Consider the following 14,063-nt stretch of genomic DNA (forward strand, 5'->3'; position numbering starts at 1 on the left):
GGATATAAATTAAGGGAGTTACATGATGGAATGGTTCTTTGATCCCGCCATTTGGATAGGATTGCTTACACTCGTAACCTTGGAAATTGTTTTAGGTATTGATAATCTTATTTTTATTGCAATTCTTACCGATAAACTCCCTCCCCAACAACGTAATAAAGCAAGAGTGATTGGGCTAACTCTTGCAATGTTTATGCGTCTTATCTTGTTGTCCCTTGTTTTCGGGCTGGTTAAACTGACCAAACCGTTATTCTCTATAGGTCCATTTTCATTTTCAGGTCGTGATTTAATTCTTCTGCTTGGAGGACTGTTTTTATTGTTTAAGGCAACTTTTGAATTACATGAACGACTAGAAGGGGTCTCTCCAGTTCGTAAAGGAAGTAAGGTCTATGTCAGTTTTGGATTAGTTATTACGCAAATTGTTGTGCTCGATGCAGTATTTTCTATCGATGCAGTTATTACTGCGGTAGGGATGGTTGATGAACTTGCTCTAATGATAGCAGCTGTTGTCCTTTCCATTGCCGTTATGATATTAGCCTCAAAACCACTAACTCGTTTTGTGAATGCTCATCAAACAGTGATTGTTCTTTGCTTAAGTTTTTTATTAATGATTGGCTTTAGTCTTGTTGCTGAAGGGTTTGGTTTTAAAATTCCCAAAGGTTATCTCTATGCCGCTATTGGATTTTCGATATTGATTGAATTTTTTAATCAGTTGGCACGTCGAAACCTAATTAAAAATGAACCAGGTATCAGTTTTCGTGAACGAACAGCAGATGCAGTACTTCATCTGCTGGGAGGTTCTCCGATTGAAATTACGGACGAAACTGAAACTACGGCCAATTTAGAACAAGGACCTGTTTTTGTTGAAGAAGAACGCAATATGGTACGTGGTGCACTGACCTTAGCGGAACGAACAATCAAATCCATCATGACGCTACGTTCGGATATTTCCTGGATTAATCTAAGCGATAAGATTGATGTGATTCATCAACAATTATTAGAAACACCACATAGCTTTCTATTAGTTTGCCGCGACAACCTTGATAATATGATTGGGATTGCGCGAGCAAAAGATTTAATGGCTGATGCTATTTCAAAGGGTAGCATTGATGAAAAAGGCAGTTTAAAAAAACCCATTGTTTTACATGAAAACTGGAGTGTCATAAGAGCAATGGATATATTAAAACGTTCTTATGGACAGTTATTGGTAGTAGTGGATGAATACGGTGAGGTGAAAGGGCTTTTAACACCCATTGATGTTTTGGAGGCGATTGCTGGTGAGTTTCCTGATGAGGATGAGCAACTAACCATCCAGCAATTAGATACAGGGATCTGGAAGGTCGACGGTGCTGTCGATCTTTATCATCTGGAGCAAACGTTAGGAGTCGATTTTCTTAGCGATGATGAGGAATATGTATCTCTCGCTGGCTTTTTAGTAACACGATTTAATAGGATTCCTGAGGTAGGCGATGTTCTGGAATTTGAAGGTTTTCGGTTCGAGGTAGTAGAAATGGATGATCGACGAGTTGCCTTCGTTATGGTCAATAAAATTGAGCAGGAAAAAACAGCAGACTAATGGTGTCAACACAGGATTAAACACGAAGCTTATAGAAACCAGTTCTTTATTTATTTTATTCGTGATTTTATTGGCTTCCGTGTTTGATTTTACTAATGGATTTCATGATGCAGGCAATTCTATTGCTACATTGTGGCTACTGGTATTTTAACGCCTTTACAAGCGGTAATGTGGGCCGCTTTTTTTAATTTCATCGCATTTTTAATTTTCAAATTATGCGCTGAAACAGGAGCCGCTATGGTTATCTTTGCCGCAACAGATTTTGGTGTGCCTGTTTCTACTACCCTCATTGTAACGGGATCTATTGCGGGCGTGGGTATCTCGCAAAGTTTTTGGGGAACACAGTGGTCAATGATGCGAACAATCTTTTTAACATGGATATTGACCATTCCTGTAACAGCACTCATTGCTGCAATGATAATGCTAATACACCAATAAGGGTTAATGAGTAACAAAATTGTGATTATTCGAGTAATTGACAGTATGTTCAATAGGTTGCAAAATATTTTCGAAGTCCTAGGGCAGTTCACTTTTTAGGTGTTTTTCTTCTATCTTGTCTTTCCAAGCTGGTTATGCAAGACCCCTAGGTTTTAACCTAATTAGTGGAGATATATCGATGGCAAAACAAAGGTTTATATATTTTATTTCTTTTATTTTATACTTTCTTCTGGTTTTCCCTGGGTATAGTTTAAATCTAGACTCTCTTCTCCCTGATGAACAAAATACAGTAAAAGTTTTTCATGATTCATCCCCTAAAGTAGTTTATGTTCACAGATTGGCAACAGTTACCAATCCCTCTTTTGAGAAAATGCAAGTTAAGGAGGGTGCCGGTTCTGGAATTATCTGGAATAACAGTGGGTATATTGTCACGAATTATCACGTTATTAAGGGAGCGGATAAGTTGGCAATTACTTTGGGTAAAATGACAGTCCCGGCAAAAGTGGTTGGAGCAGAGCCGCGTAAAGATATTGCAGTATTAAAGATCGAAGCACCAGAAGCCTTGGTTTTATTAAAGCAATTTACACCATTCCAAATAGTACATCTTAATGATCTCATAGTGGGGCAAAAAGCGATTGCAATAGGTAATCCTTATGGCTTGGATCATAGCTTATCTAAAGGAGTTGTTTCTGCTTTGGGTAGAAAAGTTCCAGGGATCGGTGGGGTGACGATTCGGAATATGATTCAAACAGATACTCCAATTAATCCTGGTAACTCTGGCGGACCCTTATTGAACAGTGCAGGGCAGTTAATTGGCATGAACACCATGATTTACTCTCCCTCAGGTTCATCTGCTGGAATTGGTTTTGCTGTTCCTGCTGATGATATTGAGCGTATCGTAACGCAAATTATTCAAAATGGGCGAGTGGTATTGTCTGGAATAGGTATCCAAAGCGTTCCACCTACTATTGCACGTCAATTGGGCATACATAAAGGGATCTTGGTTGCAGATGTTCTCCCCAATACCCCAGCTGCTGAAGCTCATTTAAGAGGTACTCATCGAGATGCTTGGGGACGAATCATACTAGGAGATGTTATTATAGCGCTTAATGGTCACGTAGTTCGTAACTATGATATGTTATATAATATGCTTACGGAAATAAAAGTAGGGGAGCAAGTGACTGTTTCCATTGTGCGTGGTAATAAGCAAATGGATTTACAGATGAAAACTATAGATATAGCTGGAGTTTAAGCTGTAAACGTTTACATTTGATTACCCCTATTCAAAGTCTTCCAAGCCGGCGAGAAATCGCCGGTTTTCAATAGACCTTGCTCACTTAAAAAAAGGCAACTCAGATCCAATTTAAGCTTAGCTGGGAGTAAACGATAAATTAGCACAATCCTGAGAATTAAATTCATCTGATGAATCATCCGGCGCTCTGGAATATTATCGCACACACTCTGAAATGCTTGTTAAATTGATTCATCTCTAAGAGAACAAAAAGAAAATTTTATTGAACCCTTGAAATGAACCCATCACGACCCTATTTTCAGATTATCCAAAAACACTAATCAAGGAGATACTATGAATACTTTACGAAGAAGCTTACCTATGTATCAAGAAATGAATAGCTTACTGGAAAACTTTTTTAATCCTCAACGAGATGATGCCTCTTTTATCGAAACAAGTACGTGGTCTCCTCTTGTGGACATCAAAGAAGAAAAGGACCGTTTTGTTGTGCTTGCTGATATTCCTGGTGTAAAAAAAGAAGACATCGATATTTCTTTGGAACAACATGTATTGACTTTAAAAGGAGAGCGTCATTTTGAAAAGTCAGAAGAGCGCAATGGTTACACACGCAGAGAGCGGGCTCAAGGACAGTTCTACCGACGGTTTAGTTTGCCTCAAACCGCTGATGATTCAAAAATTACAGCACGTTATGCGTATGGAGTACTTGAAATTTCAATTCCTAAAAAAGAAACAGCTGCTGAGAAAAAAATAGCAGTTACCTTAGAAGACTGATTGTCCAAGCAACGTAGGTTTGGTAAAGCCTACGTTGCTCCATGATTTAGAGCCTAAGGGTTTACAGGTTCGATAGAGTGCTAATTTTTCCTAGAAATTATCCTGAAATAAGAACCGATAATCCTTATGAACAATCACGATACTTTTTGATGAGGAGAATTAACAACATCTACTAGCTTGAATTTTTGATATCCCAGTTTAGAAAGGAGATTTAGATGAAAAAGAAACTACTTCCTATTTTAATCTCTGTTCCTCTTATCACTATGATATCAGCAGGAGCCATAGCACTTGAAGTGAAACAAAATAATCAAGTGCAAAAGAACAATCAACAAGTAACCTCGGATCCCTTTGATAACGATGCCTTCTTTCAATCACCTAATGATATTTTGAAGCAAATGGATCAAACGCAACGAGCTATGGATCAATTTATGAAAAGTCAATTTTTACAAATGCAACATAACTTGGTGAATCAACCCAATCAAATGCCATTTGGTAGTACAAATACCATTGAAATTAAAGAAAGTAAAAATGAGATTATCTATAAAATAAAATTACCAAAAGGTGCTGATGGTAAAGTCGATGTCTCTGTTAAAGAGGGACAATTGAGAGTGAGCTCAAATGTAACGCAAAAAATTACGCGAGAACAAGATAATAGCAAAAGTGTAAGTTACTCTCAAAGCAATTACAGTCAAGCATTTCAATTACCCGAGGGTTATGATCCGAACACTATGACCACAAAAATGAAAGATTCAAATTTGATTGTTATTTTCAAAAAATCCATTGCGACATCTTCAGTACTCTAAGAAATTATGACCTCAAGCTTTTTCATAGTAACGCCAGTTTTTGTGGCGTTATTCCACTCATATCATTTCTATGAATTTATTAGATAAATTCATAAATTTGACCATTGCTTCCCGCTTGGGATTTATATGACTATTATATTAGAAAAAAATTGTTCTAATAAACTTCCTACAATGTTATTTGCAGGAAAATAACTTCCTAACAAATTATATTATCAAGGGATAAAGGGAACTTTTTTAATCTATGTAGGAAGACAAAATAAACTTAAAAAAGAACTTTTATGTTTACTAGTGGGGCAGTGTTAATATAGTTACCCCACTAGCAATTGAAAGGAAAATATTATTTATTCTTAAGGGATTTGTATCTCTCCATGCATATGATGCTCACCAAGAGAGAAAGGATATCTTCTGGTTGTATTTTTCCTTTTAAACTGTTTTTCTAATAATTTTTCAATAGCTGCAAAACCATCACGTAGAGCAATATATAAATTTTGGCTTTGCTTTCTACTGCTGATTTCCTTGCCAAGTAAAGTCATGTTAATGTTTACACTAAACATTATCCCTTTAAGTCGATTATTTTGTTCCCTATCGATGACTACTCGACAATGATTTATTTTTCTATAGATTCTCTTGAGTTTGTTATAATATTTATCGATATGGCATTCAATTGCCGATGAGTATGAAACAGAACGAAATGTTATTTGAACTGATGACATAGCTAAATCCTCTTAATTTTAAATTAATTTTTAAAAATAAAACAAAAAATTTTCAATTTAATGATAAGAGATATGATTCATATATTACTTCTTTGGTAGTTGTTAGTGATCCTCCTTATAAAATGCATTTTGATTAATCTATAGGGACATTTAAGTGAAATTTCAATGTATTTTTCATCATTTTTCAATCTTCATTTATATCTCAGCAAGCTATGCAGATGAGTAAGTGTAGCCAGGCGCTAGCTACAATGATATTGATTTAAGCTGTTGCGAGATAGTCTGTTCCAAAGTTGAGATGCTGTCGATAAAATGGCGATTGTGACTTACGAATAAAACAGCTCCGGGAAAAGCTTGAATAGACTCTACTAAGGCGTCAATTGATTCGAGATGGAGGTGATTTATTTCCTCACTACGTTGTGCGATACCGATGTCGATTTTTGTCGTTTGCGTTGAACGCGCGAACAACGAAAACGGCTCTTTTTATGCAATAATTGGTCAAGCTTCCCTGCTATACCTGCTGGACTATAGATATAAGCATAAATGGTTTCATGAAAGATAATGCATTGTCCGGCTAACCCTTTTAAGCCGACTTGAAATTTGTTGAGGAGACCAGCCTTCTTTCAAGCGAGCAATAATAACTTCCTTAAGCTCAGGAATCCAACTTAAATCCATGATGAAATTTTCATGATAAATACTGTTTGGGTATATCTACCCATACACAATCTAATGTTCATTTAATAATAATTTCTTACCATAAAGTATATTTATATTTCAAAAAACTTTTAGAAGATTAAGAGAATTACTGATTGAAAGACTTTCAATAACAAATTCACTTTATGAGTGGTTTGAACCTGAGAGAGATATTTATGGCAGATATAATCGATTTGATGAAGGAATTAGAATACCCGACCAACGAAGAAGGAGTATGCCTGGGTTTGGCTGTAATGGCAGAAAGAGCTCGCCATTGTGGTCAATATGAGCAATTTAAGGAGAGAATGGAGTATCTTGAGGGACTAAACAATGGTACGCTCAAATCACTTCTATGCGATGCAAAAGAAACGGCTAAGAGAAACGAAGTACTCACACAGGAGGAAAAAATTCTATTATCCATTGAGCCTTTCTTTTTTCAAATATGGTGTTATTTTAAACCGAGAGCAGTTCAAAAGTTTTTTCAAATTAGCGGACCTCATTTTAAACAGGACGATATTCCAAGAGTAGAAAAATTAATTCACCAGGATTTTTTATTAGCGAAATCTGATAGGTTTTTCCTCAGCACAGAACCAGAAGATGACGGAACATACGACCAAGGAAGATTTTTAACTCAATTCTTGCATGTCATTCAAGAGTATGAGGAATGCGGTTTATTAATTGCTTGTCCCGACCATATGGTACATCTTTACTACGATAAAAAACAAAGCAAATGGTATTTAACTGATCACTCGCGGTTATCCAATTATGAAAGAGTTGACGAATTATTGAAACCGCTCATTGATGTATTCACAGACAATGGAGTAACTAACTTATCGATTCAAGTATTTGCTGAAGAATCTCCGGATAAACAAGAACTACTAAAAAAACTCAATCAATTGAGTATGGATTCGGTGCAGCAATTAAAAGAAAGTGATAATCCTCATCGTTTTGACACTAATTGGTTCACAGCATTATCAAATGCAGCTCTAAATGATCATTACCTTGTCATAGAAAATTTATTGAACAACCGCAATGTTAATATAAATTTAGTCGATGGAACAGGAAAAACCCCTTTGGGGTTAACGGCACAAAATGGTAATAAAAAAGCTACAGAGGTCTTATTATTGCATCCTGATATTTTAGTAAATAAAGGTAATTCAAACGGATACCCTCCATTGTGGTCTGCGGCAAATGGAGGTTATTTGGGCGTAGTTAAAGCTTTACTTACACATCCAGATATACTAGTAAATAAAAGAAAGAGAGGATGTGTAACTCCCTTAGCTATAGCAGCACGAAAAGGCCATTTAGATGTTGTAGAGACTTTTTTGAAGCACCCAGATATTCTAGTTAATGAAGGTGATAAAAATGATATTACTCCATTACTTATAGCAGTAGCCTCTAGTCATTTAGATGTTGTTAAGGCATTGTTGAAGCATCCAGATATTGACGTTAACCTCTCCGATAAGGATGGGGTTACTCCTTTATGGATGGCTGCATATAATGGTCATTTTGATGTAGTTCAAGTCTTAGTAAATCATCCTAATATTAAAGTGAACCTAACAAATCAGGCTGGATGCACACCCTTATGGATCGCAGTACAGAATGGTCATCTCAATATAGTTAAGATTTTACAGGCTCATAGTGATATTCTTGTAAATTTAACTAGGAATGATGATGAAATTTCAGCGCTATGGATAGCTACTCAGCGTGGCCACTTGGATATAGTCCTTGAGTTACTTTTACATCCAACTATTGATGTAAACCAGCCTAACAAGAATGGAGTAACACCCTTGTGGGTAGCAGCATGCAACGGGAGGTTGGACATTCTTCAGGCTTTATTGAAACATCCCCAAATTAAAATAAATAAAGCCCAAAAAGATGGCATCAAACCTATAGATATTGCTAAGTACAAGGGACATCAAGATATAGTGGATGCACTAGAGAATCATCAAGAGTCGAATCAGAGGGATAAAGATCAATGTATTGAAAGATACGATATTGATCACTCTAAAGAAAAAACTTTAATGCTTAGAGACAATTTTTTTGCTAAAGAGCAAAGTACAGAATCAGAAGTGAATAAAAACTGGAATAGAGCAATCTGCATGTTGTTCTAATATGATACAAATATTCAGATTTATTGTAGCTGCGGGTACATTTAACTATCTACCTTCGCTCACTCGGCCATCTCTCCAATCAATGGCTGAGGAGCAAGCGTAGCCTTGATGGAGCAGCGAGTAATCAAGATTTTCATTCTCCCGGCAATATCATCACTATTTATATGTCCCACCAATTTGCATCATGAGAATGATGATAAGACTTCATCTAAAGGTTGGTGATTTAGGTAAATAAAACTTGAGCTACGAAATGTTCCATCAGGCTGGCTAGCTCCAATGATATTAATTTAAGCTGTTGCGAGATAGTCGGTTCCAAACTGATCAAGATAATCTTTATAATTTCCCAGGTAATTTTGAGCCCCATATCGCTCGGTTAAGACCAGGACCCGGGTTGAGATGCTGTCGATAAAATGGCGATTGTGACTTACGAATAAAACAGCTCCGGGAAAAGCTTGAATGGACTCTACTAAGGCATCAATTGATTCAAGATCGAGGTGATTGGTTGGCTCATCAAGAATAAGAACGTTGTTTTTTTCTAAAATCAGTTTGGCCATAACTAATCTTGCCGATTCGCCACCACTTAACAGTCCAATCTTCTTATCAACGTCTGAGCCGCGGAATAAAACCTGCCCTAGTATTTTCCTGATCTCCTGAGATGTGGCGACAACCTGCTCTTCCATCCACTCCAATACAGTTTGAGCCGGATCCAACTGCACTCTATAGTCCTGCGAAAAATACCCAACTTTTACGGTATCGCTCCATTCAAAATAACCTTGATCCGGTTGAAGTTCACGCAATAAAATTTTTAATAAGGTCGATTTACCGATGCCATTAGGGCCAATAATCGCGCATTTGTCGCCGCGATTAACATGAAACGCGACCTCTTTTAATAAAATTCTTTCATTAAATTGTTTATGAATGTTATCAACTTTAATAACGGATTTACCGGATGGTTTTTGTTGTTGAAAATTAAAATACGGTTTAAAAATATTAGAATCTTTTATCTCAACCAATTCGATGCGATCAATCATTTTTTGACGAGAAGCTGCTTGAGTAGCTTTACTTGCCTTTGCTCCAAATCGATCGACGAAGGATTGCATTTCATCAATTTTCTTTTGTTGATTTTTTAATTCACTTTTTTTCAGGATAAGTCTTTCTTCCTTAGCGGCAACAAATTGATCATAATTACCATGGTAATTTTGAATGGTATCGTAATCAATATCTAAAATATTGGTTGACACGTTGTTGAGGAAACCACGGTCATGCGAAATGAAAATGAGCAACCCTGTAAAAGACGTTTTTAAGAATGACTCAAGCCATGCTATCGATAAAATATCCAAGTGGTTAGTCGGCTCGTCGAGCAGCATGATATCTGGATTCTGATACAAAACTTGCGCCAGTAAAACGCGCAGCTTATACCCGCCAGATAAGGCGCTTAGTGGTCCGTTATGGAATTTTTCTGCGATGCCTAAACCAAGTAATAAATTTTTGGCAGTGGATTCGGCCTCATAGCCTCCTTGTTGCATGATAAGCTCTTCAAGCTCACTCACGCGATAGCCGTCTTCTTCGCTAAAGTGCTCACTGGCATAGATTTTATTCTTTTCGGTGAGCGCATCCCATAGGATCGCATTTCCTTGAATCACCACATCCAGCAGCGAATCGTCTTCGTATCGAAAGTGATCTTGCTTCAATATTCCCACATTCAGACTCTTCGCCTTTTCAACACTGCCACTGGTCGAGGATTCTTCACCCGCTAAAATTTTTAAAAAGGTGGATTTTCCTGTCCCATTTGCTCCAACTATGCCATAGCGCTTAGTCGGCAATAAAATCAAATCAACATTTTGAAATAGGGATTTTTTTCCAAAATCCATCCCAATACTTCTTACTTCTAACATATGAGCAACCTCAAACTAGGCATTTACTTTACTACATGATTTCAACTTGTTTGGCATATTCGCCTCGCTCACCCTCGGCCAAGGTATAACGAACGCGTTGCCCTTCAATTAATTCTTTGTAACCGTCGGTCTGAACTTCAGAAAAATGAACAAACACCTCTTTATCTTCTGCATCGGGTGTAATGAAACCATAGCCCTTAATTTTATTAAAACGCTTTACTGTACCTGTTTGCATTATTTGATTCCTTGCTACGAAATGTATGGCAGCCGTCGAACACTTTCTTTCCGACCTTCCCATTTTTAAATATTTATAAAACTTATCGCCCTGGCTTTGCCCCTTTGCGACAGAAGAATAAGGTGTGAAATGAAAGCCCTTCCAGTTTCTGGAACAACACGCCATGAAAATTGTTCACTTATATACAGCAAAAGGGTAATAAAATGAAGACTATCTTAACATTGATCGACCTCATTTTAAACAATTAATTTAAATTAAATACACTTAGGCCCTTTGCCTCTCTCTATATTTGAAAAATAGGTGGCTTAAACCCTGAGATTTTAACAATCAAGTTAGATTTTTTAATAGTGTGAGAATCTTGTCGAGACCCAGTTTATGCATTGTTTCAATATTATAATCTGGAATTTTACTGGTATCACCGTAATAATCAATCGCTTTTTCAATACTGCTTTCTCTTAAAATATGCAGCATAGGGTAGGGACTACGATTGGTATAATTGGATACATCTGTTGTCAAAACATCAGCAAAGCAATAATCAGGATGAAATGTCGCTAGTTGATAAATGCCTTCATAACCGCTCCCTGTTAACATCTCTTCTGCTAAAGAGACAAAGTCTAAATAATTATCAAAATCCGAAAGTGAAGAGGGAAAGAGTAATAAAACTGTTTCTATTTTAATGTCTTTGTCCATGCGCACCATTGTAGACATCATCATTTCAAGGGCTTGTTCTAAGTTTTTCGGTCGAACAATATCGATAACAAGTGTTTCTTGATTAACGGTATATTCAGCAAACGGGCAGATTTTAAATTGAATAATAAAGGAACGTATCCACGCTATAGTTTGTTTTTTAATCTGGTCGTCTGTTAACTTGGGCATATAAAATACCGTTGGCTGCAAGGAAAGCATATAGTACCGGATTGAGTTTAATTAGAAAGCTTTTTATTGCAGAAGGTGTACCAGGGGCTGGTTAATTCCTTTTCATTTTTATCTAAATTAACAGTTAGTTCTCCACTACACGACTATTGAGTTTGCGATGTATATCAAGAAATTTAGAATAAACTACATCTATTAGAGAAGGAATTTTATTGAGTCTGAGACCACATAAGAATAATCAATTTGTGCTTGTAGATTATTAATAGATTAAACAGATCAATACAGTTCATAGTGGCATAATTTTCAATTTGCCGAGTATTTTTCCGAATTATAGTGTTAGTGAACTACTTCTATCTATCGATGTGATAACATCATCGGCTGTAATGTCAGGATTTGCTTGATATTGTTGTTTTATAATTAATAAGTTCTTCGCAATAGTTTCACTACTTAAATCTCCCATTAATAAATCATGTGCAAACTTTGATGAAAATTCAGTACCGTCAATTATTAGACTCACGTCGCTACTTTGACTTTTACTTTCATAACAAGCAAGGCGGTAATGATCAATACTCCCTACCAATTTATCATAATTATCATCATGTTGTACTATCAACCCTTGCTTAACCTCAAGAGCTTGTACAAGATGCTGGAAGTTTTCACTCAAGAAATCCATTGCGTGCATGCGCTCCTTAGGCTCTGGAGCGTTTAAGCCTGCTAAAGCAGCTTGTATTCCAATAAACTTCTCCTCTAAATCAGGATACAATTTAAATATCACTTCCACCACTTTTTGGGCATACAGCTCTTGGAGGGTGATCCCAAGACTGTAGATATCATCTGCTCGGGTAAAGGTATAATCATCTTTAGGATGGGCCTGTGCAAATTTTGCTTGTTCAGGTGATGTGTAGGCAGGTGTAGAAATGGTTGAGTCATTAGCAGTGTAGACTCCATCCTGCATCTTAACTGCTGAGCCAAAATCGATTAATTGTACTTTTCCAGTATCGATAAGCATCAAATTATGAGGTTTAATGTCCCGATGGAGATAATTTTTTCTATGGAATTCTGATACTTGTTCTAGGATATTATTTATAACCCGTGCATAACCCGTTACAAAAGGACCCCATTGTACTGAGTCATCTGGATTATTTTTAGCAGAATCCATAATCTGGTCGAATATGGCTGTTGGGTTTGCTTCTTTTGCTCCACTAAGCATGACTAAATCATTACCCCGCAGCAATGGCATAGTGGAATAGACCAGCATATCGGTAGCAAAGACTGTTGCCGGGATGCCAAAATCGTTAAGTATGGTTTTGTTTTTCAGGGCATCTTCTAATGATTTTTTTTGGGTCTCAGGAATTACTTCCTTTAATAATCGATTTTTAAAAAATTCTATTAATTCTTTTTGAGATAATTCGTCATAATCTGAGTCTGGATATTTTTCAAGGTACATCCCTCTTAATGTGGGCTCATAATTTTCCATAAGCATATTTTCGTCAGAAATAAGTGTTATAACCAGCTCACGTAGTTCCTTACCAGAAAAACATTCTTTAATTGCGAGCCAACTGGATTTTCCAGTTGGCTCAATAATTTGTCCAGCCCTCATGATTCCTTCACCGCCTTCACCCAAAATGATATCAGATAAAACATATATATTGGCGCCATCATATAATATTCTAAAAGGCACATCGCTTGTATTATTCAAACAAAAAGGTGGCGGGCTAGAACTTTGTTTTATATTTTGTTTTATTTTTTTTATTTGAACGTCGCTAAGCAAGGGGGAATTTTGATCCATTAGTTCTTTTTGCTGTAGAAGGGTAGGCGGCATCTCAATGTTCTGAGGGGCTTTTTTTGGAGGGGGCTTCTTGAAAAAATTCTTAAACATATTATTTCTTATTAAATTAATAATAGATTAAGTATAGAATGATTGTATAAAAAATGTATATAATGGTTTAATTAGGGCAACCTCTAGGGAGTGGCATGCCTATTAAGCAAGAAATTTTGCACAGTCTTACTCGTAATGCTAGAAATTTAAGCACCTTGGACCTTAGTAATCAACAACTTACTGTAGCTGATATTAAAACATTGTTAACCGCGCTTGTTTTTAATACCCATTTAGTGCGATTAAATCTGGCAAATAACTTATTTGGCGATGAAGGGGCTAGCTTGTTGGCAAGTCAGCTTCGGGTTAGTGAGTTAAATGTAAGTTACAATCATATTTCTGATGAAGGGATAAAAGCCTTTGTAAAAAATAACGATTTGGATGCTATAAATATACAAGGCAATACCTTTACCTTTATTACACGGAAGCGTCTGGATCAAAAAATAGCTGCAAATTTTCAAGCTAAAATTAGCAAATTAGCCATAATCTTAAGTGTTATCGCACAGGGTAGAGGGCAGATCGCTAGCCCGCTGACTTTACTTCCTACTGAACTTATATTTTCTATTATTAGCTATTTGGGAACAAGTTGGTGTTCGGATAGCACATTGAATAAAATGGCAACGATAATATTTAATAATATTAATTACGATAGTAATTATCAAAAAATATTTCTCTGGAATCGACCTACGGAAAAACCATTTAAAGTTCCCAGTTTTTTTTCAATAGCAAAAACATATACACCTCACCTCATTGAAGGTCCTGACCTTGAGGCACAAAAAGAGCATAAAAGGTGAGCATTTACTTTAAATCTATTAGTTATCGAAACA

Annotated in this window: 13 protein-coding genes; 7 read left to right on the forward strand and 6 right to left on the reverse strand. The window is 36.5% G+C overall.

All coding sequences use genetic code 11. From position 1 onward, the window contains the following. The first annotated feature begins 22 nt into the window (after positions 1 to 22). The 5 genes from FOLKNPGA_RS08275 (at position 23) to FOLKNPGA_RS08295 (ending at position 4,840) form a co-directional block, all read left to right on the forward strand. Positions 23 to 1,576, forward strand: coding sequence for a TerC family protein (locus FOLKNPGA_RS08275; protein ID WP_232890927.1), 1,554 nt, complete (start codon positions 23 to 25; stop codon positions 1,574 to 1,576). A gap of 132 nt (positions 1,577 to 1,708) precedes the next feature. Further along, positions 1,709 to 2,014, forward strand: a complete 306-nt coding sequence (locus FOLKNPGA_RS08280) for an inorganic phosphate transporter (RefSeq protein WP_232890928.1) — start codon at positions 1,709 to 1,711, stop codon at positions 2,012 to 2,014. A gap of 178 nt (positions 2,015 to 2,192) precedes the next feature. Beyond that, positions 2,193 to 3,266: a S1C family serine protease gene (locus tag FOLKNPGA_RS08285; protein ID WP_182352586.1), complete on the forward strand. Its 1,074-nt coding sequence runs from the start codon at positions 2,193 to 2,195 to the stop codon at positions 3,264 to 3,266. A gap of 333 nt (positions 3,267 to 3,599) precedes the next feature. Continuing rightward, a complete protein-coding gene (locus FOLKNPGA_RS08290; protein ID WP_182352587.1) occupies positions 3,600 to 4,037 on the forward strand; it encodes an Hsp20/alpha crystallin family protein in 438 nt (145 codons plus the stop codon). 215 nt (positions 4,038 to 4,252) lie between these two features. Then, a complete protein-coding gene (locus tag FOLKNPGA_RS08295) occupies positions 4,253 to 4,840 on the forward strand; it encodes an Hsp20/alpha crystallin family protein (RefSeq protein ID WP_182352588.1) in 588 nt (195 codons plus the stop codon). A gap of 347 nt (positions 4,841 to 5,187) precedes the next feature. Here the strand turns inward: FOLKNPGA_RS08295 and FOLKNPGA_RS08300 are convergent, their stop codons facing one another. Together FOLKNPGA_RS08300 and FOLKNPGA_RS08305 are read right to left on the reverse strand one after the other, a co-directional pair. Next, a complete protein-coding gene (locus FOLKNPGA_RS08300; RefSeq protein WP_182352589.1) occupies positions 5,188 to 5,553 on the reverse strand; it encodes an HPF/RaiA family ribosome-associated protein in 366 nt (121 codons plus the stop codon). A gap of 243 nt (positions 5,554 to 5,796) precedes the next feature. Continuing rightward, positions 5,797 to 6,018: a hypothetical protein gene (locus tag FOLKNPGA_RS08305; protein ID WP_182352590.1), complete on the reverse strand. Its 222-nt coding sequence runs from the start codon at positions 6,016 to 6,018 to the stop codon at positions 5,797 to 5,799. Between the two features lie 401 nt (positions 6,019 to 6,419). On the opposite strand from FOLKNPGA_RS08305, the gene FOLKNPGA_RS08310 reads away from it, so the two are divergent. Continuing rightward, positions 6,420 to 8,357: an ankyrin repeat domain-containing protein gene (locus FOLKNPGA_RS08310; protein WP_182352591.1), complete on the forward strand. Its 1,938-nt coding sequence runs from the start codon at positions 6,420 to 6,422 to the stop codon at positions 8,355 to 8,357. Positions 8,358 to 8,644: 287 nt separating this feature from the next. Here FOLKNPGA_RS08310 and FOLKNPGA_RS08315 read toward each other — a convergent pair whose 3' ends face one another. From FOLKNPGA_RS08315 to FOLKNPGA_RS08330, 4 genes are all read right to left on the reverse strand, one after another. Continuing rightward, positions 8,645 to 10,228 carry an ABC-F family ATP-binding cassette domain-containing protein gene (locus tag FOLKNPGA_RS08315; RefSeq protein WP_255466074.1) on the reverse strand — a complete coding sequence of 528 codons (1,584 nt, stop codon included), beginning with the start codon at positions 10,226 to 10,228 and terminating at the stop codon, positions 8,645 to 8,647. A 55-nt stretch (positions 10,229 to 10,283) separates the two neighbouring features. Further along, complete coding sequence (locus tag FOLKNPGA_RS08320; protein WP_182352593.1) at positions 10,284 to 10,487, reverse strand: cold-shock protein; 204 nt, start codon at positions 10,485 to 10,487, stop codon at positions 10,284 to 10,286. Positions 10,488 to 10,814: 327 nt separating this feature from the next. Next, positions 10,815 to 11,363, reverse strand: a complete 549-nt coding sequence (locus FOLKNPGA_RS08325) for a DUF1415 domain-containing protein (RefSeq protein WP_182352594.1) — start codon at positions 11,361 to 11,363, stop codon at positions 10,815 to 10,817. 325 nt (positions 11,364 to 11,688) lie between these two features. Continuing rightward, the gene (locus FOLKNPGA_RS08330) at positions 11,689 to 13,239 is read right to left on the reverse strand and encodes a protein kinase (RefSeq protein ID WP_182352595.1); all 1,551 of its coding nucleotides are present in this window, start codon (positions 13,237 to 13,239) and stop codon (positions 11,689 to 11,691) included. Positions 13,240 to 13,334: 95 nt separating this feature from the next. On the opposite strand from FOLKNPGA_RS08330, the gene FOLKNPGA_RS08335 reads away from it, so the two are divergent. Then, positions 13,335 to 14,030, forward strand: a complete 696-nt coding sequence (locus FOLKNPGA_RS08335; protein WP_182352596.1) for a hypothetical protein — start codon at positions 13,335 to 13,337, stop codon at positions 14,028 to 14,030. The last annotated feature ends 33 nt before the right edge of the window (positions 14,031 to 14,063 follow it).

The organism is Legionella sp. PC1000, assembly GCF_014109805.1.
In the GTDB taxonomy this organism is placed as follows: domain Bacteria; phylum Pseudomonadota; class Gammaproteobacteria; order Legionellales; family Legionellaceae; genus Legionella; species Legionella resiliens.